The sequence below is a fragment of the Verrucomicrobiota bacterium genome (assembly GCA_039027815.1).
Taxonomy (GTDB): domain Bacteria; phylum Verrucomicrobiota; class Verrucomicrobiia; order Verrucomicrobiales; family JBCCJK01; genus JBCCJK01.
The window spans coordinates 1-26,386 of sequence record JBCCJK010000038.1 but is presented as its reverse complement, the minus strand read 5'-3'; the positions used below and the strand labels follow the sequence as shown (position 1 = coordinate 26,386).

Below are 26,386 nucleotides of genomic sequence, written 5' to 3'. Positions count from 1 at the left end.
GTAGAGGGCATCGCTCGCGACGACGCTGCCTTTCAGCGAGAGGCCGGCTTCGCTGGCTTTCCAGACGGCGATGCGACTGGAGTCCACTCGGGACATCTGCCCCGCGCCGATCCCCAAGGTGCGATCGGAGGCCGCGAAGACAATGGCGTTCGACTTCACGTGCTTGACCACCCGCCAACCAAATCGCATGGCCACAATTTCCTCGGCCGTGGGCACCCTGTTAGTCACGACCTTATTCTCAATGTCGTCCAGTCCCAGCACCTTGGCGTCCCGCTCCATCACCATCAGCCCTCCGGGGGCGGAGCGCAGGACCGGGGCCTGGGTGGTTTCCAGGAAACGATCCCCCATGCGGATGAGGCGGAGATTCTTCTTCTTTTGGAGAATGGCCCGGGCCTCGGCCGTGAAGTCGGGCGCGATGATGACATCGGTGAAGATTTCGCAAATCACGCGCGCGAGAGGCTCGCTCATGGGGCGATTGGTCACGATGACCCCGCCGAAAGGGGCCTGGGTATCCGTCTCGAAGGCCTTTTGCCAAGCCACCCGCAAGTCCTCATCGTCCTGGCCAATGCCACAGGGATTGGTGTGCTTGAGGATGGCCACCGTGGGGCGGCGAAAGTCGCTGATCAGCTCGGCCGCGGCCTCGATGTCGAGGATGTTGGTGTAAGAAAGCTCCTTGCCCTGAAGCTGCTCGAAGTAATCGCTGAAATTCCCGTAGAGAGTGGTCGCTTGGTGGGGATTGTCCCCGTAGCGGAGCTGCCGATCCAGCGGGAGGGAGAGCGAGAACGATTTTTTTCCTTCGTCCCCTCCCGCTAAGAAGGTGGAAATGCCGGCGTCATACTCGGCCGTCCGTGTGAAGGCCTTGACCGCCAGGCGACTCCGCAGCTTTTGGCTGGTTTTGCCTTCGTGCTCGTCCATTTCTTCGAGCACTTCGGCGTAGTCCTCGGGATCGATGACCACGGTGACCGCCTCGTGGTTCTTGGCGGCCGAGCGAATCATGGAGGGTCCGCCGATGTCGATTTGCTCGATGGCCTCCGCCTCGGTCACCTCCGGCTTGGCGACGGTCGCTTCGAAGGGATAGAGATTGACGGCCACCAGGTCGATGGGGCCGATTTCATATTCCTCGGATTGCGCCAAGTGCTCTTTGTCATGGCGCTTGAAGAGCAGGCCGCCGTGCACCTTCGGATGCAGGGTCTTGACCCGCCCGCCCATCATTTCGGGAAAGCCCGTGTATTCTGAAATCTCGATGAGCGGCACGCCGGCCTCTTGCAGGGCCTTGGCCGTCCCGCCCGTGGAGATGATCTCGACCCCTCGGTCGGCCAGGCCTTGGGCGAATTCGAGGAGACCTGCCTTGTCCGAGACGGAGAGAAGCGCGCGTTGGATTTTCATGGGACTGGAGCGCCGAGCCTGACCGACTTCAGGAAGCGGCGCAAGACCAAATCCGGCCCGGCTCAGGTGTCGGCCAGGTCCTGCAAGGCCCGGCCCAAATCCTGCCCGGAGGGCTTCTGGTAGACGCGCAAGCCGAACTCCCGCGCCACCGAGAGGAGGTGGTCGAAAATGTCCGATTGGATCCCCTCGTAGTAGGCCCAGCGGATGTCATTGGTGAAGCAGTAGACCTCGATCGGCACGCCCTGCTCGGTGGGTTGCAGTTGCCTTACCAAGAGGGTCATGTCCTTGCGGATTTGCGGGTGCCGTTCAAGGTATGCCAGGATGTAAGCCCGGAAAGTCCCGATGTTGGTCAGGGAGCGGGCATTGACCGGGGTGTCATTGGCGTCCTCAAAGCTGGCGTTCCAATCGGCCAGCTCCTTTTCTTTCTCAGCCAGGTAGTCCTTGAGAAGGCGGATCTTGCGGAATTTCTTCAGCATCGGCTCCTGGCAGACTTGGATGGAGGTGCTGTCGATGAAAATGGATCGCTTGATGCGCCGCCCCCCAGCCTGCTCCATCCCGGCCCAGTTGGTGAAGGAATCGCTCACCAGCGCGTAGACCGGGATGCTGGTGATGGTCTTGTCCCAGTTCTGGACCTTGATGGTGGTGAGGGCCACGTCGATGACCGTCCCGTCCGCTCCTCGGCTCGGCATAGCGATCCAATCGCCCACCTTGAGCATCCGGTTGGTGGCCAGTTGGACCCCCGCCACCAAGCCCAGAATGAAGTCCTTGAAAATCAGCATGAGGACGGCGGTGGCCGCCCCCAGCCCCGCCAGGACCGCGCCCGGGGGGCGCTCCACCAGAGCCGAGATGATCAGAATGAGCCCAAAGATGAGAAGGAGGATTTGCACCACCTGCACGAAGACCTTGAGGGGCACACCCCGCCCGCTCTGCGCCGTGCTCTGGATCTGCAGGAGCGAATTGAGAAAGGCATTGAGAGCCAGCAAGGAAACCAGGACGATGTAGATGTAGGCCACCGTCTGCACGCCCGCGATGAGCTCGTCATTCCCCTGGAGCGCCGTCTCGGTCAGCAGGAAAATGAGGACGCCGGGGATCAAGTGCACCAGCCAGCGGATCATCCCGCTTCGCAGAATGATATCGTCCCAGCGGATACGGGATTGCTTGACCGCCCGCTCGACCGCTCGAATGGCGAATTGACTGATCAGGAAGTGGAGTGAGAGCGAGATCACGAGCACGCTCACGGTCGCAATCGTCCGCGCCCAGAAGGCGATCGCGCGGCCGACTTCGCGGTCCGGCCCGCCGGCCAGCCACTGTTCCAAAAAATCAACGGGCGTCATGAGGGTGCTCGTTCGGTAGACAGGAGGCCGCCTTCTGTCCACCGGGAAAAGCCTCCGCAATGCTCACTTGCACTCGCTCCTTTCTGGTCCTTGCTATTTCCCAGTCCGATGCACATCCAAGACATCCTTAATCGGGACGCCCCCAGCCTTTCTTTCGAATTCTTCCCACCGAAAAATGACGCTGGCTGGGAGGCGCTCTTTGAGACCATTCGCGAGCTCGAAGGGCTGCAACCCGACTTCGTGAGCGTGACCTACGGAGCAGGCGGCTCCACCCGGGAGGCCACCCACGATCTGGTCGTTCGCTTGCAGAAGGAAAGCACCCTCGATCCCATCCCGCACCTGACCTGCGTCTGTCATCAAAAGGAGGAACTCCACCAGATTCTCTCTCGCTACGCCGAGGCCGGTGTTTCCAATCTCTTGGCCCTGGGAGGAGACCCGCCGAAAGACCGGGCGGGCTACGATCGCTCACAAGACGCCTTCCGCCACGCCGCCGGCTTGGTCGGCTTTCTTCGGGAATTCAACGAAAGCGGGGCCCATCCCGACCCGCGCGGCTTCGGCATCGGGGCCGCCGCCTTCCCAGAAGGCCACCCCGCCACTCCCAATCGCCTGGTAGAAATGGATCATCTCAAGGCCAAGGTGGACGCTGGCACCGACTACCTCTGCACCCAACTTTTCTTCGACAACCACGATTTCCTCGACTTCCGGGACCGCTGCGCCCTCGCGGGCATCGACAAGCCCATCATCGCCGGCATCATGCCGGTCACCTCAGTCAAAGGCATGCGCCGCATGGGAGACCTAGCGGCTGGCTCCCGCTTCCCGGCCAAGCTTCTCAAAGCCTTGGCCCGGACGGACGGGGACGAAGCCGCCATCGAGCGCGTGGGAATTCACTATGCCGCCCAACAGTGCGCCGAACTCTTGAATGAAGGCGTCGATGGCATCCATCTCTACACCCTCAATCGCTCGCTCGCGACGCGCGAGATCTACGCCTCTCTCGGGCTCCGCCGCACCCCCCCTCTGGCGACCGCGGTCGGCGGCTAGGGGCCGCCCGAGCGGGCCAGGGCTGACCGGAAACACCCCTCTCTCCCTCCTCATGATTCCCCTGCCTCACCCCGCCGGCCCGGCGCCCCGTTGGTTGATTTCGGCTCCCTTTTGGGGGCTCTCGCTTCTTTTGGTCCCGTGGGCGTGGTCGCTTCCCGATCGGGTGGCCGGCGGCTTCTTCCTGGCGGACAGCCCGCTCAACGACCAGGAAATCAGCCAGCTCCTCTTGTCGGAGGCGGTTTGGTCAGGCCAGGAAGCGCTCCCGGGCACTTGGGTGGAGGAGGCCACCATCGCGGGAGCTCAGCTCGAGCACCTCATGGCCCAGCCCAAGGTCTTCGGACAGAAAGCCCTCTTTGTGCAAGCGCTCGAGCGGGATGAGCAGCTCAGCCGCCTAACCATCACCTACGCTGACGCCGGAACCCACTTCGGCTACTTGACCCGCCGCTCTGGCGAATCCACCCAAGATCTCCGCCAGCGCGTCTTGCAGGAACAGAAGATCTTCGCCGAGAGCTACGCTGAATCCCTCTCCCAACTGCAAGAGCACCTCAAGGAGCTGGCCGGTCGCCCGGGTCGCCAGGAACGGCTCGGACGCAGCTCGCTCCTGGATGCCGAGCCCCGGGACTTCCGGCTGGGAGAGTTGACGGTGCGCTTGCTGAACGGGCAGGATCGTCTCTTACGGGTCCAGATCGAGCGCCAGGACGCTCTCAGTCGCAGTTGGTTGGAACCAGACCGGGCCGCGCTCAGTGCGTCCTCCCTCGCGACCTTCTATCGCGAACAAACCCACCAAGACGCCTTGGGCGATCTCGTGATCCAGGGCGTGCCTGTCATTCCCCAAGGATCCAAACCCTATTGCGGCCTCAACACCCTCGCGATGGTGGCTCGCTACTTTGGGCTGAACTTGGATGAAGACTACCTGGCGGTGGCGGGTGGCTTCCTCAACACCGGCTCCTCCGCTGGCTCCAACATGCCGCGCCTCTACCAAGCGGTCGCGCGCGAGGCCGGCCTCCGCTGCCAACGCCAGCTCGGCTTCGACGCGGCCCGCGCCCAAGACTCCCTCAGCCGCGGCTTGCCGGTCATTGTCTGGCGCTACTTTTCCGAAGAGCGCAATCGTTTTCACAGTCGCCACGCTCGGGCCCACCAGGAAGACCCCTCTCTCCGCATGGCCCCGCCCGACTCGGCCGAGCGAGAAACCTACCCCACCAAAGCCGGGGGGGCACCCCTCCATGCCTCGGTCCTGATCGGCTTCCAAGCCGCGACCCGGGAATACATTTTCCTGGAAAGCTGGAGCAGTTCGAGCGAGCCCCGGCGGATGCGCGAAGAGGAGTTGTCCGCCACCAACTACGTCACCTTTTACTTCTCGAGCTAGCCGAGATCCCGCTACTGGGGGACGAAGTTTTTCACGAAGAAGTCCCCCGGCCGTCGGGACTCGACGTGCCCATCGAGAAAGACCATTTGGGTTTTGCCATTCCGATGGCGCGCGAAATCCATGCCCACCCCGTCGCCCGCCCGTTGGCGGAACTCGAGGTAGGGACTCGTCAGGGTGACGGGCTCGTTGGGGTCGCTGTCCTGCTTGGTGGTGGCGATGTCGAAGGCGTCTCCCATCATGATGCCGGCCGCGCTGAGATACTTCTCTCCGTTCTCGGTGGATTCCGGTCCTTGGTCGGCCAAAAGAATCAGCTCCGTGGGATTGGCGATGGCTCCCACCGGCAAGGGTGGATTGGTGGTGGGGGAGTTGTTGGCGGGGCCGGGGAGGTAAGCGAAATGAGTGATGACGCCCACGCTGGCGTCGCCGGTGGGAGGGGTTTCCATTTCCGGCTCGACGGCCGGGGAAAGGAGAGGCGAATCGAGGGGATTGGCCGTGATCATCTCCTCTTCCAGGCCGGGCAGATGATACCACTCGTCCCCCACCATGATGTTGTTGGTGTCGAAGAAAGTCCGATTGTTCCCGAGACGGGGGTAGTAGCCGGACTCGGCCGACCAGGAGAGCATCAGCTGAGCGCACTGCCGCAAATTGTTCGAGTTTCCCATGCTGCGGACTTGCTGCTGGACCTTGGTGAAGCCGACCGTGGACAAGGAGACCAGAACCGCAATGATGACGATCACGGTCAGCAGCTCGATCAAGGTGAAGGCAGCGCTGCTTCGGGAAGCTCGAGGGACAAAAGGAGAGGCTTTCATAGGGGGTGGCAGAAGATCGCCCGTGGAAATTACGTGACTGCCTCATCCAGTGTCAACCGGGATTATTGCTTGCAATTTCCCGACAGAATGTCGAGCCTCACTCCTTACCGCTTTCGTTATGGACCGCCGCAAATTCCTGAAAACCTCCGCTGCCACCGTAGCGGCCTCCTCCCTCCCCCACTTTTCCATTGGCCAGGGGGGGCCTTCCGCCAATGGCAAGCTGAACCTCGCCATGATCGGAGCCGGTGGCATCGCTCAAATGGCTTACAAAGAGCTGGCCAAAACGGAAAACATCGTGGCGCTCTGCGATGTCGATTCCGAGCGCTTTCTCCAATATGGTGAGAAGTTCCCGCAACTCGAAAAGGCGCGCCAGTTCGCGGACTTCCGCAAGATGTTCGATGCCTTGGGAGACGAGATCGATGCCGTCTGCATCAACACCCCCGATCACACCCACTTTGTGGCCACCATGGAAGCCATGCAGCGTGGGAAACACGTCTGCACGCAAAAGCCCCTCGCCCACACCATCTGGGAAGGGCGCACTCTCCAGAAAGCCAAGGACCACTATGGCCTCGTCACCAACATGGCCAACCAAGGCCACACCACCGATGGCATCCGCCAGATGCGGGAGTGGTTTGAGGCCGGGCTCCTTGGCGACGTCACCAAGGCCTACAGTTGGACGGGCGGTCCTGACTGGAATGGGAACTACTTCAGCAAACCTGCCAGCCTTCCTCTCAGCCCGGAAGCCGCCCCGCCCACCCTCGACTGGGACCTCTGGCTGGGACCGGCCGAAGAGCGGCCCTACAGCGCCTACTTCCACCCGCTCACTTGGCGGGGCTTCTATCCTTTCGGCGGGGGCCAATTGGTGGACTGGTTCTGCCACATCGCGGACGCGCCCGTCTGGGTGCTCGGTCTCTACGAGCCGGTCGTGATCGAAGCCGAAGAGGTCATCGGCGGGGACGACTTTCTGACCCCGGACCAAGTGCGGGTCCGCTTCGACTTTGAAGCCCGGGGCGAACTCCCCCCGATGTCCTACTGGTGGAGCAATGGGCCGGAGGCAGCCATCGCGCCCGAAGAGCCAGATGCTTGGGGCTGGGGCAAGGTCCCGAACGGCGGCACCTTCTTTCACGGAGACAAAGCCACCGCCTACACCGACAAGCGTTCCAACAACCCCCGCATCACGCGCGAAATCATGCTGGAACTGAAGCAGAGCAACGGTTTCCCGGAGGAGACCTACCCTCGGGTCAAAGGAAAAGGCCCCTTCCACGAGTGGGCCAAGGCCATCAAGGGCCGTGGACCCGAGCCGGGATCGAATTTCGACTACGCCGCCAAGCTGACCGAAGTCAGCCTCCTCGGGGTCCTGGCCCAGCGCTTCGGGGGCCGCATCGAATGGGACGCGCAAAGCATGCGCATTACCAACCGCCCCGAACTCAATCAGTATCTCCGGACGCCCGCCCGAACCGGTTGGGAATACGGTGAGGACCTTTGGAAGTCCTGACCGGGCGCCTCATACCAAGCTGCAGACTTGGCTGGTAGAATGGTATCAGCTGAAGTCCAGCTGAAAGTCCTTGGGGGGCCGGACCACTCGATCGACCGCATGCTTGGTGAGGATGTTTCCCTTGGAAGCGCGTCCCTTGATGGCCTGCTCGCCCCACAAAAAAGGGCGTTCCGTCTGCCGCAGACGCTGGCCGGCCTTCATGTGGACCATCACCAAATTGTCGTTGCTCTCCTCCTCACTGGCATGGACCGCTAGGTAGAGAATCCGGGTGCCCGATTTTCCCTGGGTCAGGGGGTATTCCTTATCGCGGGTCACTCCGCCCACCCGAAAGCGCTTGGCGAAGGTGGCTCCGTCCCGCCCATCGCGATAAAGGAGTGAAAAGACCGGGTCGTCCTCCTTGCGCCAGATGGCGATGTGCCCGGGGTTCTTTCCCACGAAGAATTTCTCACTCACTTTGGTGACCTTGAGCAGCCCATCCCGTGAAATCACCAACACATCATCCAGTCGGGAGCACTTCGCGATCGTCTCTTCCTTGCGAAGGGTGGTCCCGGCAAAACCGTTTTTCCGGTCGAGATACAAAGTCTCGGTGGCCACCGCCACCTGCGAGCGATCCACCTTCTCGAAGGTCGTGATCTCGGTTTTTCGCTCTCTTCCCGGACCAAACTTCTTCTTCAGCCCCTCAAACCAGCGGACGGTGTAACGGGTCAGCTGGCGGAGATGCTTTTCGGTTGCGGCAAGCGCCTCCTCCAGGCTTCGGATTTCCTCGTCGGCCCGAAAGGCATCGAATTTCGAGATCCGCTTGATCTTGATCTCTGTCAGCCGAATCAAATCCTCCTCCACCACTTCCCGCTTGAGCCGCTTCTTGAAGGGTTGCAGCCCCTCATCGATCGCTCGGAGAACCGCCTCCCAAGTCTCGCAGTCCTCGATCTCTCGGTAGATTTTGTTTTCGATGAAGATCTTCTCCAGGGAACTGAAATGCCATTTATCTGATAACTCCTGCAACCTAATTTCCAGCTCCCTTCGCAAAAGTTCCCGGGTCTGCTCCGCCGTTTGCCGGACGATCTCGTGCACGCCTAAAAACTGGGGCTTGCCCCCGGCGATCACGCAGGCATTGGGCGAGAGGCTGGCCTCGCAATCGGTGAAGGCATAGAGCGCATCCCGCATGGGCTCCGCCGAGGTGCCCGCAGGTAGGTGGACGTAGATGGAGACCCCGGCCGCCGTCCGGTCTTCCACCTTCGAAATCTTGATTTTTCCCTTCTCGGCCGCGCTCACGATGCTGGCCTGGAGGGACTCCGTCGTGACCCCGAAAGGAAGGCTCGTGATGTGGAGCAAGCGGGCTTTCTCGATCTCGATGTGGGCCCGAACCCGAACGCGCCCCCCTCGCAGGCCCTCCCGGTAGTCGCTCGCGTCCATCCTGCCCCCCGTAGGGAAGTCCGGCCAAAGCTCGAAGGGCTCCTTCCGCAAAGCCGAGACACAGGCCTCACAAAGCTCGATAAAATTGTGCGGCAGAATTTTGCAGGCCAATCCCACCGCGATCCCTTCCACCCCTTGGGCCAAGAGCAGAGGAAACTTCATGGGCAAGGTCACGGGCTCATCCCGTCGCCCATCGTAGGAGGGCGTCCATTCCGTGGTTTTGGGGTTGAAGGCCACCTCAAGGGCCAGCTTGGTAAGGCGGGCTTCGATGTAACGCGGAGCGGCCGCCCGGTCTCCGGTCAGGGTGTTGCCCCAGTTGCCTTGGGGATCGATGAGAAGTTCCTTCTGGCCGAGCTGCACCAAGGCATCGCCAATCGCTTGGTCGCCATGCGGGTGATACTTCATGGTGTCGCCCACGATGTTGGCGACCTTGTTGTAGCGCCCGTCGTCCATTTGCCGCATGGCGTGCAGGATGCGACGCTGGACCGGTTTCAGCCCATCGGCGAGGTGCGGCACCGCCCGCTCCAGGATGACGTAGCTGGCGTAATCCAAGAAGTAATCGGAGTACATGTCCCCGAGACTGCTGTGATCTGGAGAGTCCCCGGCCGGCACGGTCATGGCTGGTCGATGTTTAAGATAGCTTAACTACTTTGGCAAGCCTCTTGCCGAACGGGCCCCCGGCGAGCCGGCTGGGCCAAGAAGGCCGGGACTCAAAATTCCCAAACCACGGTCAAGACCAGCCAGTGGGTGGCGATTTCGGTGTCTCCGTTATCAAACTCGCCATTCAGGATGCGGCTTTCGCCCGAGTTTTGCGAGGCCGGCAAGTCATACTGGTAGCCCACGTCCACCACGAGCGGCCCTTTGCGATAGCCCAACCCGACTCCCAGAGTGTGCTCCGAAATGGCAGCCGTCAGGGGCAGGAGCGTGTCATCCGGAACCGGGCTCTCGCTGTAGCTGTAGCCGCCACGGACCTTCCATTGGTCATCGAGCGCATACTCCGCGCCCGCCCGGTAGACGAAGCGCGATTCCCAATCCAAGGGCACCACGTCCGTCAGTTGGCTGCTCCCGACCAAGGCGTTGATGGCCGGATTGTTGCCGCTTCGCAGACGGACCGGGAGTTCCTGGAAGGCGTTCTTCCAATCAATCCACTCGACCTGTCCGTTCAAGGTCAGCTTCTCGAAAGGCTTCCACGAGACTCCCGCATTTAGTTGCTGCGGGATTTCGGTTTCGACTTCGGCGTCATAGCTGAAGGCCGGATTGACACTTCCCAGGCCTAGATTAGCCAACTGGACGCCGATGTTCCCCTGGGCGGTGCCTTGGCTTTGAAAGCGGGTGGGCGAGCGGTAACTGGCTGCGATCCGCAGGTTCTTGAGCGGCACCCACACGAAGCCGATTTCTGCGTTCGGCCCGAAGCCCTCTGCCTGCAAATCGAGCTGGGTTTTGAAGCCGGCCAAGACCGGTTGGCTTTGGAAAACATAGGGGGTCCGCAGACGATTCTCCTGGAAGGTGAGCCCGCCGCTCAAACCAAGCGCGAAGCGATCATTGACCCGGTAAGCTGCTCCCACCGCTCCGCGAACAGCGATGTTCGAAGAAAGGTGCTCGAAGTCGCCATAGGTGGTGGCGCCATCGATTCCGCCTGGGGCGTCCCGATAGTTCCACTCCGCCCGCCGAGTGGTGTCAGGGATGAGGGAGACGCCATAGACCACCCCTCGTCGGCTGGGAAGGGCCAAGGCAAATTCCGGGAAGAGGCCGCTGTTCCCCGAAAGAGTGCCTTCGGGAAGACCCGGCCTCCGATAGGTCCCGTCTGCCAGGGCCCCCACCACGCTGAAGGCCACCTGCGGACGTTCCAAAAAGGCCAGCTGGGCCGGGTTCATCCCCAAGGCCGAGAGCGCGTCTTTGGCCGAAGCGAGATCGGCTCCCGTCATCCCCATGGAGCGGGCCCCAAAGCCATTGCGATTGAGTCCACTGCCCCACGAGAGGCTGGGCAAGATCCAGACGGCCATCCAAATGAGAGAGCGAATCCCAAGCCTCCGCATCCAGGTCGCTGCCACTAGTGCGTGGCACCCGCAAGATGATTTTCAGAACCCGCTTGCTGCCTCTCTCGACTTGGCCAAGGGCAGCTTGACCCAAAAGATGCATCCCTGGCCGAGTTCGCTCTCGCAGCCAATCTGCCCGTCCATGGCCTCCACAATCTTCTTCACGATGGAAAGGCCCAGGCCGGTGGAAGATTCGCCACCGGTCGGCCGGGCCGTCAGTTTCATGAACCGCTGAAAGAGCTTGGCCCGGTCCTCCGGGGACATCCCGGGTCCTTCGTCTCGCACTTGCAGGAGGGCCCGGGAATCCTCTTCTCGCGTGGAAATCCAGACCCTCCGTCCGCTGGGTGAGTACTTGAGGGCGTTGGAGACGAGATTGTCGATCACTTGCCCCGAGGCCTCTTGGTCGACCCAAGCCGGCACCGTTTCCAGCTCCCGGTGGAAAGCGATCTTCTTGCTTTCGGCAGCGTGTTCATAGCTGCGGAGGCATTTCTGGACCAAGTCCGCCAGGTCATACCTGCCCGCACGGATGGGGAACTTTCCCTGCTCAATGGCGTTCACGTCGAGAACATTTCCCACGATGCTCGACATCCGCTCGGCCGCCTCGCCGATTCGCTCCGCCATCTCTTTGGTCTCCGCTGCCTGCGGGCCCGCGCTTTGCTCGATGAGCCCAGCATAGGCTTGCACCGCGGTCAGGGGATTCTTGAGGTCATGGGCTGCGATCCCCAGGAACTCGTCCTTTTCCTGGTTCAGCCGCACCAGCTCATCGTGGGCCTCTTGGAGAGCATCCAAGGCTTCTTGCTTGGCGGCCATGGCGTTCTTGCGGGTCCGCTCGTAAATGAGACCGACCGAAAAGAGGAAGACGGTCAAGCCGGCAAAGCCGACCGACGTGATGATCCCGTGCAACTCCTCCGGATAATCATAGGGCAGGTGCCGACCGGTCATCTCCATGACGGAGAATCCCAAGACCACCAGCATGGTCAGAATGCTCCAGAAGAGGGCCCGCTGAAAACGAGTCAGGAGCAAGGCACAGAGCGGGACGGTCGCCAACCAAGCGACCGCGTGTCCCCGGGCCCCTCCCTCCAGGCCAGCCAGGGCCGTGAAGCCCACGATCAAAACCGCCGAAAAAAGATCGCCCGAAAATCGGGGGTCCCCCGACTTCTTGAGAAAGAGGGGCATGGACGCGAAACAGAGACTGCAGAAAACAATGATGGTGGCGGCCGTCGAGTGGCCGATCTGGTAGTAAAAGAGCGCGTAGAGGACTCCGAAAACCGGCCCGATGAATCCGAAACCAATCAGGAGGTGAGAGATGCGGAGTTTTTCGGGATCGAGCTTGGCCTCTTCCGGAACAAACGATTCCGTCCAAGCCCGCCAACGAGCCAGGAGGCCGCGGACCTCATTTTCCTTCTCGATGGCAGGGTCTTGCGCAAAGTTCCTCATGGCCCTACTGCCAAGGTCGCTTCCTGCCGGTCCACTTCTTCCCGCAAATTCTCGATGATGTAGCCCTGGCGGTCCGGCGTGTTCTTCCCCATGTAAAAGGACAAGATTTCCTTGAGGCTCTTGCCTTCTTCCATCCGCACGGGGTCCAGCCGCATGTTCGGTCCGATCATGAACTGGAACTCATCAGGCGAGATCTCCCCCAAGCCCTTGAATCGGGTGATCTCCGGATTCTTTCCCAGCTCGGCCAAGGCCGCTTGGCGTTCCTCCTCGTCATAGCAGTAGAGGGTTTTCTTCTTGTTGCGGACTCGGAAGAGGGGTGTTTGCAGAATGAACAAGTGCCCTTCCCGGATGAGCTCGGGAAAGAATTGGAGGAAGAAGGTCAGCAAGAGCAGCCGGATGTGCATGCCATCGACGTCGGCATCCGTCGCGATGACGACCCGCTGGTAGCGCAAGCCCTCCAAACCGTCTTCGATTTGCAGGGCCGCTTGCAAGAGGGCGAACTCCTCGTTTTCATAGACCACTTTGCGAGAGAGGGAGAAGGTGTTGAGGGGCTTGCCCCGGAGGGAAAAAACCGCCTGCGTCTCGGTGTCGCGGCACTTGGTGATGGAGCCGCTCGCGCTATCGCCCTCCGTCAGGAAAACGGTCGTCTCGAGACGACGTCGGTGTCGGCTGTCCAAGTGCACCGAGCAGTCCCGGAGCTTCTTATTGTGGACCTTGGCCTGGCGGGCTCGATCCTTGGCCAGTTTCTTGATCCCTTTGAGCTCCTTGCGTTCCTTCTCGGCGGCCACGATCCGCTTCTGGACCGCCTCCGCTACGGCAGCGTGCTGGTGGAGATAGTTATCCAGCTTTTCCTTGAGAAAGCCGCTCACGAAGGCGCGGATGGTCTCGCCCTCCGGGGCCACGGTGGTGCTGCCCAGCTTGGTCTTGGTCTGGCTTTCAAAGACCGGCTCTTCTACCCGAATGGAAAGCGCGGCCCACAAGCCAGCCCGCACGTCTTGTGGGTCATAGCTCTTTTTGTAGAACTCCCGCACGACCTTGACCAAAGCCTCACGAAAGGCCGCGAGATGGGTTCCCCCCTGACGGGTGTTCTGCCCATTCACAAAACTGTAGTAGTCCTCCCCACTTTCCGGAGAGTGGGTGAAGGTGATTTCCAGGTCTTTCCCGCTCAGGTGGATCGGCGGGTAGAGCGCGGGCTCGTCCATTTCCTCTGCCAGCAGATCGAGCAATCCATTCTTCGATTTGAAACGCTGGCCGTTGAAACGAAGCGTCAGCCCGGGGTTGAGGTAGGCGTAGTAGCGGCACATCTTTTCGATGAAGTCCGCCCGCCATTTCAAGCGCTTGGGGAAAATCGTTCGATCTACTTCGAAGGCCACGCGCGTCCCGTCCTGCCCCTCCTCGGTCCGGGGTTTCGGCATCTCGGCCACCACTTCCCCTGAGGCGAACTCCAGGGCCTTGGTCTGCCCGCCCCGCCAGGCCTGGATCTCAAAGAAGGAGGAAAGGGCGTTCACAGCTTTGATGCCGACTCCGTTTAGGCCGACCGTTTTCTTGAACGCCTCGCTCTCATACTTGGCCCCCGTGTTGATCTTGGCGGCGCAGTCCTTTAGTTTTCCCAAGGGGATGCCTCGGCCGAAATCGCGCACTTCGACGCGACCCTCGGGATCGACCTGGATCTCGATCTCTCGGCCGTGCCCCATGATGTGTTCATCGATGGCGTTGTCGATGACCTCCTTGAGCAGGATGTAAATGCCGTCTTCCAAGCTCGATCCATCTCCCAACTTGCCGATATACATGCCCGGCCGGAGCCGAATGTGCTCGCGCCAGTCCAGCGATTTGATGTCTGCCTCCGTGTAGTCCGTTGCCATCCTGATGGAGGCTATTACTTAAGACACCTAAAACAAATGTCCAGTTCAGGAGTTGCGGGCGATTCGCAGCTCGGAAACCACGACTGCGATGAAGACCGCGATGTAGATGGTGCCGCAGGCTCCCTCGAGGGCAGCCGCCAGACGCACGTGAGGAGTCAGCGGCAGGACATCTCCGTAGCCTTGGGTGGTCAGCGTCACCAGACTGTAGTAGACGACACCGGTTGGCCGAAGGGGTGCCCCTGAGGACAGATCCTGAATCGACTCCGGATGGAGGATGAGAAAAATGCGGTAAAGATTCGCGAAGACAAGGGCCAGCAAGAAGTAGCCACTGATGCCCGCGATCACCCCATCGAGTGCTCGAATCCCCTCTTTCAAGAGAGAAAACCGGATCGCGAGGAAGAGACAACTTCCAAAGAGGAGGATGACGGCCAGGCAATGAAGAATCGCGATCCACGTTTCGACCTGACTTCCGAGAGAGGCGGCGATCGAGAGAAAGCTGAGACAGGAAATGGCCACCAGCCATCGCCGGGAAGCCGCCATCCAATAGCCGCTGAAGCCGATGGCGACCGAGAAGAACAGGCCCCAGGAAACGCCCTCCGCTTCGGAGAGACCCAACTCAGGGGTCAACCAGATCAGCAGCAGGATGCTCAGGAGAAGCGGCGTGCTGCGATACCTTCTGAGAAATTCCGCCACGGGGAGCGTTTGCGCGAGGGACCGGCTAGGCCTCCTGGGGAGGGTAGCTTTTCTGGAAGAAGAGGAAAAAGAGAATGGGGCAAAGGAGCAAAGTGAGCGCGGTGGCGAAGGCCAGACCGAAGATCATAGCCCAGGCCATGCTGCTCCACATGCCACCGCCTCCCAGGGCCAGCGGCAAGAGGCCAATGACGGTGGTGGTGGTGGTCATCAAGATGGGGCGGAGTCGGGATTTGGCGGCTTCCGCCAAGACGTCTTCGAGGGTCGGATGCCCCTTAGCCAGTTGGAGGTTGATCTCGTCGATCAAAAGGATGGCGTTGTTCACGATGATTCCCAAAAGAGCGATCAAGCCCAACAAGGTCATGAAGCCAAAGCTGGACCCCGTCACCAAGAGCCCCGGCACCACGCCAATCATCATGGGCGGGATGGTGAAGATGATGACGGCGAAGCGGCGGATGGAATTGAATTGAGCGATGAGAATGAGCGCCAGGCAGGCCATGGGGAGCGGCATCCCGGAGGCAATGTTCGCCTGGGCCTCGGCCGACTCGGCATTCTCCCCGTTGTAGTTCACGGTGTAGCCCTCCTCCCATCGGTCGGACTCCATGAGAGCGGTCAAGCGAGGCTGGATTTCCGCCAAGGCTTCTGAAGAGTAACGCCCCTCCACCTTGCCTTTCAGGGTGATGGTCCGGACGGTATCCTTGCGGTGGATGGCCCCGGGGAGGAAACGCATCTCGACGTCCGCCACATGCTGGAGCGGAACCACGCCCGTCTCGGATTCGATGATGGGAAGGTCCGGCAAGCGCTCGAAATTGTCCCGGTAATCACCTCGGGCCCGGAGCAGGACGGGGATGGACTCCTCGTCCTCGCGGTAGTGGGTGGCTTGGACGCCTTGGTAGTAGCTATTGATGGCATCGGCCAAGCCGGTCGTGGTCAGCCCCACGCGGGCAATCCGGACCGGGTCGGGATCGACCGTTGCCTGCTTGGTCCAAGCCCCCCAGTTGTCCCGGACATCATACATGCCCTCGACCTGATTGATCTCCTCCACCATTTCATCCCGCAAGCGGTAGAGGGTGGCGATCTCGGGGCCGGCCAATTCAATTTGAATGGGGTCACCCACCGGGGGCCCATTCTCGAGGGCTTTGGGCGAGACACGGATGTCCACCAATTCCCGGGCCGCATAGCGCTTGATGTCGGCGATGAGACCCGCCACCACTTGAGGGTCTTGGCTAAAGGTCAGCACCGAGAGAAGCGCGTAGTTCGGGTTGGCCGACTCCGGCGAAAGAGAGAGATACCAGCGCGGCCCCCCTTCCCCGATCCAGGTGGAAACGCTTTCCACCAGGTCGCCCTTCTCTTGCAGCAACCAATTCTCGAAGCTGCCCACGCTTTCTTCGGTCGCCAAGACTCCATTTCCCTGGGGGAGTTCGAAGTCGATCACAAATTGACCCCGCTCGTTCGGCGGGAAGAAAATCGAGGGCACTTTCGCGAAGAGGGCCAGGGCCCCCACCGTCAGCACCGCGATCAAAATCGGGTAGGTCCACCGCAGTCGGATGGCGAAGCGCAGGAGGGCTTCATAGGGCGCATACAGCTTGCTCAAACCCTTCCCAATGAGGGTGTCCTTCTTGAGCGGCTTGAGGAAATAGTAGCAGAAAAGGGCAATGATGGTGAGCGAGAGCAGCCAGCTTCCCAGGAGGCTTAGGGTGACCACGGCGAAAAGACTGAAGGTGAACTCGGCGGCCGAGCCGGGCGCCATCGCGATCACCCCAAAGGCCGCAATGGTAGTGGCGCTCGAGGCCAGCAAAGGGATCACGAGACCCCCGATGGAGTCGATGACCGCCTTCTTGCGGTCCATCCCCTCGTTCAAGCGATTCAAAATCTGCTCGCAAACCACCACCGCATTGTCCACCAGAATGCCCAGGGCAATGATGAGCGCGGCGATCGACATCATCTCCAACTCGACATCGAGCGAGGGCATAAACGCGAGCGCGAAGAGGCAGACCGAAGGCACCAGCGCCCCCACAATCACGGCCAGCCGCCAGCCGGCAAAAAGCAGCATCACCAGCACCACGAAGAAGAAGGCCTGCCCGAGATTCTCGATGAAGTTATTGATCGAGGCATTCACGTAAATGGGTTGGTAGAACATCCGTTCAATTTCCAGTCCCACCGGGAGGGTCTTCTGCAGCTCGCCCATGACTCGATCCACCTCCTCACCGATCTTGGTGACCACGCCCCCCTCCACCATGGAAATGGCGATGCAGTGGACGCGCTTGCCATTGAAGTGCGAGAGCGTGGAGGGCGGATCTTCGTAACCGCGCCGGATCTCGAAAAGGTCAGAAACCTGCACCGAGGAGGCCTGCCCGGGAATGGCCAGGCGGTAACTGCCCAACTCTTCGATCGACTCGAACTCGCCCAGGGTCACCACCTGGATGCGCTCGTCATCGAAGTCCGCGGTGCCGCTGTCGACGGCCGCATTCTGCGATTGCAACTGGGCCGCCACGTCTTGGGGCGAGAGGCCCCGTTCCGCCAACTCGCTGGCCGAAAATTCCAGGAAGACTCTCTCTGACTCCTCGCCATGGAAAACCACTTTCCCCACGCCGTCGATTTGAAGCAAGCGGTCCTTGATGAGGTCGGCATAATGGGAGACTTCCGCCGGCGAAAAACCATCCCCTTGGAGCCCGTAGAGGTAGGGATAGACGTCGCCAAAGTCATCGTTCACGATGACGGCCTGGGTCCCCGCTGGCAGTTGCGCCTCGTTCACCTTGTTGCGGAGGTCGGTCCAGATGTCCTCCATCTCATCGCCGCTGTAGGACTCGTCGATTTCGACCTCGATGACCGCGTAGCCGGGGCGGGAAGTGGAAGTCACTTCATCCACTTCGATCATCTCGCGGAGCGCTTGCTCAATGACCTCGGCCAACTCCAGCTCGACCTGCTCGGCCGTGCGGCCGGGGTAGGTCGCAATGATATTGGCACTCCGAATGGTGAACTGGGGATACTCCCTTCGGCCAATCGAATCGAAGGAAAGGACGCCCGCGATCATGCAGAGCGTGTAAAGCACCAGAGCGGTGCGATTGAACTTGATGGTGAGGGCGGCGGGATTGAGAGCCATGGGAACGTCGCTTGAAAAGGAAACTAGGCCATTAGAGAAGCGTCACTTCCATGCCGTCCTGAATCGCGTGGACCCCTCGACTGACAATCCGCTCTCCGGGTTCCAGCCCTTCGAGAATCTCGATCGTGCCGTCCTCGGTCAGCAGCCCCGTCTCCACCTCCCGTTTTTGCACGATTCCGGTGTCGGCTTCCGGACTCTCCGTCGTGAGGACCCAGCAGTAGGTTCCGCGACCGGCCGTGCCCGCAATGCAGGTGGCAGGCACTTGAATGACATCCCCGCGTGGATTGGGAAGCTTGAGAATGACTTCCCCATCCATCCCCACCTTGACCTTGGACTGCTCCCCGGCTGTGCCGGACATGGTAAGGGTCACCGGATAGGTACCATTGGCAGAAACCTCGGTCGCGATTTCAGAAACCACCCCCGGGAAGACCTCTCCCGGGAAGGTCCCCAGGGCGATCTCGGCCTCCAGCCCAGTGTTCACCACTCCGATGTCCCGCGCCGGCACCCCAATCTCAAACTCGAGCCCGGTCTTGCCCTGGATCTTCATGACCACCTCGCCGACCTGGACCACCTGCTGACGCTCCACGCTCACGCTCCCGATGACCCCGTCATAGGGCATGGTCAGCTTGGTATCCCGGAGGGCCTTGCTGGCATTCTCAAACTCCGCTTTGCGAGAAGCGGCCTGCGCGATGACGGCATCGAGGTCACTCTGGCTGGCATTTCCGGTCGAATAGGACTGCCGGAGGCGGCGGACTTCCTGCTGGGCATTCGTGAGGGAGGCTTGGGCACTCGCGACGTCATTCTGGTAAGTGGAGTCATCCACTTGCGCTAAGACTTCTCCCTGCTTGTAGCGCTGGCCCTCCTTGGCAAAAACCTCCACGATGCGTCCCCCGGACTCGAAGGACAAGGGAGCCCCCTCGGCCGATTCCACCAAGCCTGAAAAGCGTCGCGTCTCGAAGGCCACCGGTTCCGGCACCACGATCGAAACCACGGGTCGAGGCGGACGAGTTTCCACCACCTCCTTTTTGTAACAGCCGGTGAGCAGGATCGCCGCGAGGGCGGCGAGAGAGAGAAATCGAACAGACATCATGGTGCGGGACTAGCGTTTTTGAAAAGGGGATCGGGTCTTGGTCTGGGCAGGAACAGCTCGCTCTGGCGGGCTGGCTTCCGCTTTCGGCTCGGAGCCCTGCCAGCGACCCCAAACCCGCGCTGGCCAGCCAGGCTGGATGGCGGAGTCCACCACTTCGCGAGCCTCTTTTTGCGACTCACTCGGCGGCTGGGTTAGGGGACCAAATTTCCCTGCCAGGAATTGCACAATGAGCGTGCCAAACTTCTCACGATCCTCGGGAGAATTCTCCCACTCGAACCAAGCCAAGGAACGTTGCAGGTCGAAGACCGTTCGCAGGTAAGAATAGACGGCGGAGACCTCCTGCTGCCGTTGGCTCAGCAATTCATCCTGGGCGTCCAAGAGACTCAGAATCGAGGCAGAACCTTGGGAATACTCTTCGTAAACGGCGTCATAGTTCTTCTGAGCGGCTTCCAGGGCGATTCGACTCAGCTCGATGGCCGGGAAATTCGCACCGAGCGACTCGAAGACCGAGAGCGCACTGACCTCGACTTGCTCCAAGGCTTGCAGGCGCTGGGCCGCCAGCTGGCGAATTTGCGCCTTGGTCTGGCCGACATCCGCGATCCGCGCCCCCCCTTCAAAAAGCGGCAATTCGATCTGTAGCCCCCACGTCACCTCGTCGGTATTCTCCACCAGCCCACCCCCGAAGTCCGCCCGCTGGTAATTGAGGAAGCCAGAAGCCTCCGGCAGGAAAAAGGCCCGCTGGCGTTGGCGGAGGAGGAGACCCTGTCCTCCCAAAAGCTGATCGAAAGACATCAACTCAGGCGAGTTCTCACCGGAAAACCAACCTAGGAAACGGCGGAAATCCTCAATGCGGTCGCGATCCTTGACGACCCCACCCAGATAGTCATCCAAAAAGTAGGTCTCCCCGGAGTCCAACTCGATAGGCTGGAGCGACCAACGCTTTTCTCGGGGCTGTCCCAAGACGCGATTCAGCTCCACCACTTCAATGTTCCTCTGGGCATTGCGCTGTTCCAGAACCGTCCGGTCTTGGGCGACCGCCTGCTGCCAGCGGAAAATTTCATTCTGCTCCGCGGAACCGATTTCGATCCGCGTCTCAGCCAACTGGGCGTTGTTTTGGGTCAGACGCAGATTCTCTCTCTCCAACTGGAAAAGCTCCTCCGCTTCGAGGGCATCGAAGTAGGCCACCGCCGCCGCGTTCATCGCATCCAGTTCCCTGGAGCGAGTGTCCAAGCGCGCCGAAAAAACATTCCGCCGCTGGGCGCGCAGCGAAGCCACCAACTCGTCATTGAAAAGGACCTGCTGAAGTTCCAGACCCAAAAGGGAAGTGTTCGTGAGATTATTGACCGAGTTTTGGTAGCTAGCGCTTGAAGAGAGACGCGGCAGCAAGCCAGCCCGGGTGAGATTGCCCTCTTCAGTCTGAATAATTTCCTCCTCCCGAGCCACCACCACATCGGTGTTGTTTTGCTTGGCCAGACGCATGGCATCCACCAACCCCAGCCCAGGGCCCGGCACCCCAAAATCACCGAACAGCTCCGATTCCAAAATAATCTTCCAAGGCACCGACCACCCGGCTCGCTCCGCCGCCTTGGCATTGACCACAAAGCTATCCTGGACCGGCAGGACCACGGGCAGATCCTCAATGCTCGCGCCCAAAAGAAGCTGGTGCGCCGTCAGCGCAGCCAAGCGGGCGACCGTCTCCTTGCGATCAATCGCGAGACTGGCCGTGGCCCCCAGCTCCAGATCCGTCCGCCCCAACATGGGAACCGACAAAATGCCGCGATCCGCCAAGCCCGCGTAGAGCTTGCCACGTTCCTCCTCGGGCATGCGCACGAGAATGGAAACATACATCGCCTCCACCCCCTGAGGAAGGCGCGCGAGGGTGCTGGCCGCGCGAGCCGTCGCCAGCTGAAAGCGCACGGAAATGCCGAAAACCTCCTCCATCCGGGCCGTGGTGTCCTCGGCCAAAGCCTGCAGCTGACCGAAGAGAGCTTCGTCTACCAAGACATCAATTCGGGAAGCCCCTGAAATCTGTTGGAGAAGTCCTATATCGCTCGGGATCCGGCTCGGCTCGGCCACCATCGTGTAATTGGGGCGAGCGGAGGCACCCTCGGGGGTCAGGGGATGGACTCGAACATCCGAAAAAACCTGGGCGGCTGCGATCACCGGAATCGTCCGCTCCTCTTCGGGCAGGCGAGAAGCCATCTGGCTGCCGATCACCCCCGAAGTGTAGAGAAGGTCAAGATCGTCTCGGGCAAACGCCTCCTCTAGAAGACCGCCCATCCTTCCCGCATCGTAGTCGGCCGTGCCCAGCTCGACAAACCGCACCGAATAGCTTTCGCCGGCCAGCACCCCCAGCTCCTTTTGAAACAAAGCGGCGGCCGGATCAAAGAACCAAGACGGCCCATCTCTCACCACCCCCACCACCTTCTCTTGCGCGCAAAGGGTCGCGCAAGGGGCAACCCAAAACAAAATCGGCCCAAGAAGGCCAGTGTGAGATCGAAAGAAACCCATGAAAAAGAAAGCTGGAAGTCAGAAGACGATTTGAAAAGGAATCTGGGCGAAAGCCTCAAAAGGACAAGCGCCAGAATGAGAAAGATTTGCCGCAGGTCGCCCATCCTCGAACTTCCAAGACCGCCTCTCGCAAGCTGCCAGACCAAACTCGCAAAGTGAAGAAGGGCCGCGTGAATCCCGCAATCAGCAATTTCAAAAGTGGCCAAGAAACAGCTTCCTGTCCTAGCCCCCTAACCGAAAAAGTCACGACCTCTGACGATGGGGACCGAAAATCGACAAAAACTCGAGATTCCCTGAGTAGGACGATCAAAAATGCGTCAGAAACAAAAATTAATTTTATTTTTGATAATTTTAAGAAGATGGCTTGCTAAAAGCCGCGATTACGATAAAATTACAGAGATTATGAAAAATAGCAACAAATCACTACTACTTACGGGGGCGTTTTCCGCTCTGCTGGCCGTTCCCTCTTGGGGGAACTTCATTGAATCAGGATCGAGTGAAACGGTGCTGATCGATTTTGAACAAGGCTTCACTGATCTTCAGGAAGTTGGAACCATCGAAGCCTCAGGAGTCTTTGTGACTTTCGGGACGCTCAACGCCTCAGGTGGGGCCTACATCGCCGAAGTGGGCAGTAACCCCCGGACCGGCTTCGCTCCGGACGATCAGCCTTATGGCGGTGCCGGCGGCAACTTCTTCGTCACCGATGAGTCTGGCACAGGCCTGAAGGAAAAAGGTGATTTCACCATTCAGTTCTCCGAAGCCGTGCAAAATGTCACGCTCGACGCCTACGACTACCGCGATGACGGAGGCGCCAACCGCGGAGACACCGTTTCTTTTGATGCCTATGACGAATTCAATCAGCTGATCGGAAGCGATGTCTACACCATCACGGGCAAAGAAGTAGACGGCAACGTCATCACCTTTGGAGTCGAAGCCGCCGGCATTCGCCGGGTGGAACTGGTCCAAACCGGTGGAGACGTGGGCGCTGCGATCGACAACCTCTCCTTCGAAGTCTTTGGAGTGGACGTGGCCGCCGCCCCCGAACCTTCCGACATGGCCATGCTCATGCTCGGTGGAATGGGTCTCTTCTTCTGGCGCCGTCGCGCCTGATCTCTCCCAAGATCTCGTTCCAAGAAGCCAGCCTTCAGAAAGACCTCGCCCCTCTCCTGGGGCGGGGTTTTTTGTTTTCAGGGCACCGCATTTTCTCTTTCCCGAATCCCAGCCCGCCCTATAAGATGCCTTCCCGTGAGCTACCAGGTCTTCGCCCGAAAATATCGCCCCAAGACCTTCGCCGACGTCTTAGGACAAGACCACGTCGTGCAAACCCTTCGCAACGCCATTGAGCAGAATCGCATCGCACAAGCCTACCTCTTTGTGGGCCCCCGCGGCACTGGCAAAACCTCGACCGCTCGCATCCTGGCCAAGGCCCTCAACTGCCCGGGCGGGCCCCAGATTGACTTCGATCCCGAGGACGAAGTCTGCCGGGAAATCGCTGAAGGGCGCAGCCTGGATGTCTTGGAGATCGACGGGGCCAGCAACAACAGCGTGGATCAAATTCGCGACCTCCGGGAAACGGTCCGCTACGCCCCCTCCAGTGGAAACTTCAAGATCTACTACATCGATGAAGTGCACATGCTCACCACCCAAGCCTTCAACGCTCTCTTGAAAACCCTGGAGGAGCCGCCGCCGCACGTGAAGTTCCTCTTCGCCACCACCGAACCAAACAAAATCCTCCCCACTATCATCAGTCGCTGCCAACGCTTCGACCTGCGGCGCATCCCCACCCCCCTCATCGCCCGGCACCTCCTCGAAATCGCCCAGGCTGAAGGCATCACCCTCGAAGAAGCCGCCGCCTACGCCGTCGCCAAAGGGGCCGAGGGCGGCATGCGCGACGCCCAATCCATGCTGGACCAACTGGTCGCCTTCTGTGGCGATCACATCGCCGAGAACGACGTCCTCGAAATCTTCGGCTTCACCTCTCAGGAAAGCGTGGCCTCGCTCGTGGACTGCCTGCTCCAGCGACGAACCGCCGACGCCCTCCACCAAAGCAAGGCCTTTCACGAAAGCGGCAAGGATCTCTCACGCCTCTTGAGCGACCTCATTTCCCACCTGCGCGACGTCCTCGTCCAAAAAGTCGATCCTCAACACGAAGCGCCCGACCTCGCCCCCGAACTCCGCCAACATCTCGCCCGCCAAGCCGAGCAGATCTCGCAGGAAAAACTCCTCCATCTCCTAGACGTCCTCAGCGAAACGGAAACCCGTCTCCGCTGGGCCAGCCACAAAAAGCTCCACCTTGAAATGGGCCTCGTCCGTGCGGTGCAAACGCTCGACCAAGTCCGGGTCAGCGACGTCATCACCTTCCTTGATCGAGCCGCCGGAGGCCAAACCATCCCTCTCCCCGCGGCCGAACCCGCGCCCCCCGCCCCGAAAACCAGCTCCTCCTCCAGCCCTCTCGAGTCCACCGCCACCCAGACCCCCCCTCCCACAGCCACCACCCCAGCCGAAACGCCCTCCCCCGGGCCAGCACCACCGGCTGACAAGCCCAAAAAAGCAGCCCCCAAAAAGCCCGTGCCCGCCCTCGCGGGAACGCCCGAAGCACTCTGGCGGGCCGTCATCGGGCGCTTCAGTGCCGATGGAAAAGGCCTCATCGCCGAAGCGGCCCAAGCTGGCCAGCCCACGGACATCACCGCCGAACTGCTAGAAGTCTCCTTCCCAGAAAGCTACGACTTCCAAGTGCAAACCTTCATCGCGGCCAACCAAGACCAATTTGAAGCCCTTCTGCAAGAGTTCGGTGGCTCCCCTCGCAAGCTGGTCACCACCTTGAGCGCGGAAATCGCCCCCCCTCCTCCGCTGCCGGAAGAAGACCTCTTCGCGGCGGCCGCGCCTCCTGCCCCGCGCGAGGCGCAGACCGAATCCCCCTCCCAGAAAAAACAGGAAGCGGACGGGGCCAACGAGGAAGACTTCTACCAAGACCCCAAAATCGATTATGCCCTCAAGGAATTTGATGGGCGCCTCCGCAAAAGCTGAACTCGACTCCCTCCCCATGAACATCCAAAAAATGATGCAACAAGTCCAGCAAATGCAAAAAGACATGCAGACTGCTCAAGAAGGCCTCGCCCAGGAAGTGGTCGAGGCCAGCGTCGGCGGAGGGACGGTTCAAGTGACCGGCTCCGGGACCGGGGAAATCACGGGCATCAAAATCTCGCCTGAGGCCATCGACTCCGAAGACATCGAATTGCTCCAAGACCTGCTCCTAAGCGGCGTGCAACAGATCCAGAAAAAAGCCCGCCAACTGTCCCAAGAACGAATCGGGGACGCCGCCCAAGGCCTGCCCCTGCCCCCTGGGCTGGGTTTCTGAAAATCGGCTGCACCTTGGGCCACTAAGCGAACGCCATGCTCTCCTTACTTCGCTTTGCCATCCCGCTCTCGGCCCTGGCGCTCCACGCCCTCATCAGCTTTTGCTTCATCTTCCGACCGGACAAAGCGGCCGCCATCACCGTCTTTCCCCTGACAGTTTGGGTGCTGGCCGGAATCCTCCTTTGCCTCCTATCCGGGCTCCTTTTCAAAGGGCGTTTCGCCCTCGTAGTGGGCCTCATTTGGGTCGTGACCGGGGTGCTGGTGGCAGACGAGCGACATGGACTCGCGCGCCTCTTTCACGAGAAACCAGAGCCGGGCCCCGCCGCTCCCTTCGAAGGAAAGCCCGTCCTCCGCTGTCTCACCCTCAACTGCAAGGGTCGCAGCGCGCTCTCCTCCCAGGAAATCCTCGCTTGGAAGCCCGACATCGTCTTCCTCCAGGAACAACCCGCTCCTCAAGAACTCTCCCGCTTGGTCCGTGAACTCTTTGGAGGCGAGGGCGACTTCCGCACCACCGCCTACTGCGCCATCCTCTCGCGAGGGCGCATCTTTCAGGAAAAGCGGAGCGCTTCCCAGCGTCACCTCCAGGTCAAAACCCGCTTTCTCGATGGTCGCGAATATCATTTGGTCGCTCTTCACCTCCTCCCCGCCGTGACCGAGGTCAACCTCTTCAGCCTGGACACCTGGCGAGCGCACTACCGGAATCGCCTCGTCCGCAGCGAGCAAGTCCGCACCCTGGCCCGGGAGCGTCTGGAATTCAGCGGTGGCCTGCCCTGTCTCTTGGGAGGCGACTTCAATGCCCCGGCAGGCGACCGGGCCATGGACGCGCTCAACCCGCATTTCCAAGACGCCTACCCCCTCGCCGGCACCGGCTGGCCCAACACCTTCAGCAACCAACTCCCCCTCCACCGCATCGACCAACTCTGGCTCACCCCGGAGCTTCGCCCCGTGAGACAGAGAACCGTCCGCACCCAGGAATCCGATCACCGCATGGTCGTTCTCGACTTCCTGGACCCCCGCGAGCAACCGCAAGCCGAGCCCCCCACGGCCTTCTAATACCAAGCTGCAGAATTGGCTGGTAGAATGGCCGAGTGGATTTCGGGCCAGACCAAGGCGCGACAAGGGCGCGGTGCAGGCACCGTAACCGAGGAGCAACGCAAGGCTGGCTCGAAAGACACCGGCTCTTCCTTCCCCGCGCTTCAGCGCCTCTTCCCCACATCACCTTCCCTCCATTCTACTAGTGAATTCTGGAGCTTGGTATAAGGGGGGCACTCCACACCAGACCACTGCCGCTCCCCTCGCGTCCGCGTAAAAACCGCCCAGCCTCGGTGGGCCGGGGGGGGGGGGGCGGGGGGGGGGGGGGGGGGGGGGGGGGGGACACAACACCCACCCCCCCCCCCCACCCCCCCCCACCAAACCAGGAAAGAGAGAACCCCAACAAAAAAAAAAAAACCCCCCCCCC

The 26,386-nt window shown here is 60.7% G+C and carries 18 protein-coding genes; 7 read left to right on the top strand and 11 right to left on the bottom strand.

Annotated elements, in window-relative coordinates; translation table 11 throughout:
• On the bottom strand, positions 1-1,386 hold a 1,386-nt coding region (gene purH, locus AAF555_10155; protein ID MEM6911928.1), incomplete at its 3' end, for a bifunctional phosphoribosylaminoimidazolecarboxamide formyltransferase/IMP cyclohydrolase.
• A 62-nt stretch (positions 1,387-1,448) separates the two neighbouring features.
• Positions 1,449-2,720: a mechanosensitive ion channel family protein gene (locus tag AAF555_10150; protein ID MEM6911927.1), complete on the bottom strand. Its 1,272-nt coding sequence runs from the start codon at positions 2,718-2,720 to the stop codon at positions 1,449-1,451.
• A gap of 108 nt (positions 2,721-2,828) precedes the next feature.
• Here AAF555_10150 and metF point away from each other — a divergent pair, with 108 nt between their 5' ends.
• Positions 2,829-3,758, top strand: a complete 930-nt coding sequence (gene metF / locus AAF555_10145) for a methylenetetrahydrofolate reductase [NAD(P)H] (GenBank protein MEM6911926.1) — start codon at positions 2,829-2,831, stop codon at positions 3,756-3,758.
• 52 nt (positions 3,759-3,810) lie between these two features.
• Positions 3,811-5,124, top strand: a complete 1,314-nt coding sequence (locus tag AAF555_10140; GenBank protein MEM6911925.1) for a C39 family peptidase — start codon at positions 3,811-3,813, stop codon at positions 5,122-5,124.
• 11 nt (positions 5,125-5,135) lie between these two features.
• On the opposite strand, the gene AAF555_10135 is transcribed toward AAF555_10140, so the two are convergent.
• Complete coding sequence (locus tag AAF555_10135; GenBank protein MEM6911924.1) at positions 5,136-5,933, bottom strand: type II secretion system protein; 798 nt, start codon at positions 5,931-5,933, stop codon at positions 5,136-5,138.
• Positions 5,934-6,051: 118 nt separating this feature from the next.
• Here AAF555_10135 and AAF555_10130 point away from each other — a divergent pair, with 118 nt between their 5' ends.
• Positions 6,052-7,428 carry a Gfo/Idh/MocA family oxidoreductase gene (locus tag AAF555_10130; protein ID MEM6911923.1) on the top strand — a complete coding sequence of 459 codons (1,377 nt, stop codon included), beginning with the start codon at positions 6,052-6,054 and terminating at the stop codon, positions 7,426-7,428.
• A gap of 45 nt (positions 7,429-7,473) precedes the next feature.
• On the opposite strand, the gene AAF555_10125 is transcribed toward AAF555_10130, so the two are convergent.
• The 8 genes from AAF555_10125 to AAF555_10090 all read right to left on the bottom strand — a co-directional run bounded on the left by AAF555_10125 (position 7,474) and on the right by AAF555_10090 (position 21,480).
• Positions 7,474-9,459, bottom strand: coding sequence for a DNA gyrase/topoisomerase IV subunit A (locus AAF555_10125; protein ID MEM6911922.1), 1,986 nt, complete (start codon positions 9,457-9,459; stop codon positions 7,474-7,476).
• A 92-nt stretch (positions 9,460-9,551) separates the two neighbouring features.
• Entirely contained in the window at positions 9,552-10,844 is a 1,293-nt protein-coding gene (locus AAF555_10120) for a TonB-dependent receptor (protein ID MEM6911921.1), read from the bottom strand.
• Between the two features lie 75 nt (positions 10,845-10,919).
• Entirely contained in the window at positions 10,920-12,314 is a 1,395-nt protein-coding gene (locus tag AAF555_10115; protein ID MEM6911920.1) for a HAMP domain-containing sensor histidine kinase, read from the bottom strand.
• Positions 12,311-14,176 carry a DNA topoisomerase IV subunit B gene (locus AAF555_10110; protein ID MEM6911919.1) on the bottom strand — a complete coding sequence of 622 codons (1,866 nt, stop codon included), beginning with the start codon at positions 14,174-14,176 and terminating at the stop codon, positions 12,311-12,313. Before AAF555_10110 ends, AAF555_10115 begins: the two co-directional genes overlap by 4 nt.
• Positions 14,177-14,221: 45 nt before the next feature.
• On the bottom strand, positions 14,222-14,869 hold the full coding sequence (locus tag AAF555_10105; GenBank protein MEM6911918.1) for a potassium channel family protein: 648 nt from the start codon (positions 14,867-14,869) through the stop codon (positions 14,222-14,224).
• Between the two features lie 25 nt (positions 14,870-14,894).
• On the bottom strand, positions 14,895-17,969 hold the full coding sequence (locus tag AAF555_10100; protein ID MEM6911917.1) for an efflux RND transporter permease subunit: 3,075 nt from the start codon (positions 17,967-17,969) through the stop codon (positions 14,895-14,897).
• Positions 17,970-18,000: 31 nt separating this feature from the next.
• On the bottom strand, positions 18,001-19,059 hold the full coding sequence (locus tag AAF555_10095) for an efflux RND transporter periplasmic adaptor subunit (protein ID MEM6911916.1): 1,059 nt from the start codon (positions 19,057-19,059) through the stop codon (positions 18,001-18,003).
• Between the two features lie 9 nt (positions 19,060-19,068).
• Positions 19,069-21,480 carry a TolC family protein gene (locus tag AAF555_10090; protein ID MEM6911915.1) on the bottom strand — a complete coding sequence of 804 codons (2,412 nt, stop codon included), beginning with the start codon at positions 21,478-21,480 and terminating at the stop codon, positions 19,069-19,071.
• Positions 21,481-21,882: 402 nt separating this feature from the next.
• Here AAF555_10090 and AAF555_10085 point away from each other — a divergent pair, with 402 nt between their 5' ends.
• The 4 genes from AAF555_10085 (at position 21,883) to AAF555_10070 (ending at position 25,980) form a co-directional block, all read left to right on the top strand.
• The gene (locus tag AAF555_10085; GenBank protein MEM6911914.1) at positions 21,883-22,680 is read left to right on the top strand and encodes a PEP-CTERM sorting domain-containing protein; all 798 of its coding nucleotides are present in this window, start codon (positions 21,883-21,885) and stop codon (positions 22,678-22,680) included.
• Between the two features lie 135 nt (positions 22,681-22,815).
• Entirely contained in the window at positions 22,816-24,597 is a 1,782-nt protein-coding gene (gene dnaX / locus AAF555_10080; protein ID MEM6911913.1) for a DNA polymerase III subunit gamma/tau, read from the top strand.
• Positions 24,598-24,613: 16 nt separating this feature from the next.
• On the top strand, positions 24,614-24,928 hold the full coding sequence (locus tag AAF555_10075; GenBank protein ID MEM6911912.1) for a YbaB/EbfC family nucleoid-associated protein: 315 nt from the start codon (positions 24,614-24,616) through the stop codon (positions 24,926-24,928).
• Between the two features lie 35 nt (positions 24,929-24,963).
• Positions 24,964-25,980 carry an endonuclease/exonuclease/phosphatase family protein gene (locus AAF555_10070; protein ID MEM6911911.1) on the top strand — a complete coding sequence of 339 codons (1,017 nt, stop codon included), beginning with the start codon at positions 24,964-24,966 and terminating at the stop codon, positions 25,978-25,980.
• Positions 25,981-26,386: the final 406 nt, after the last annotated feature.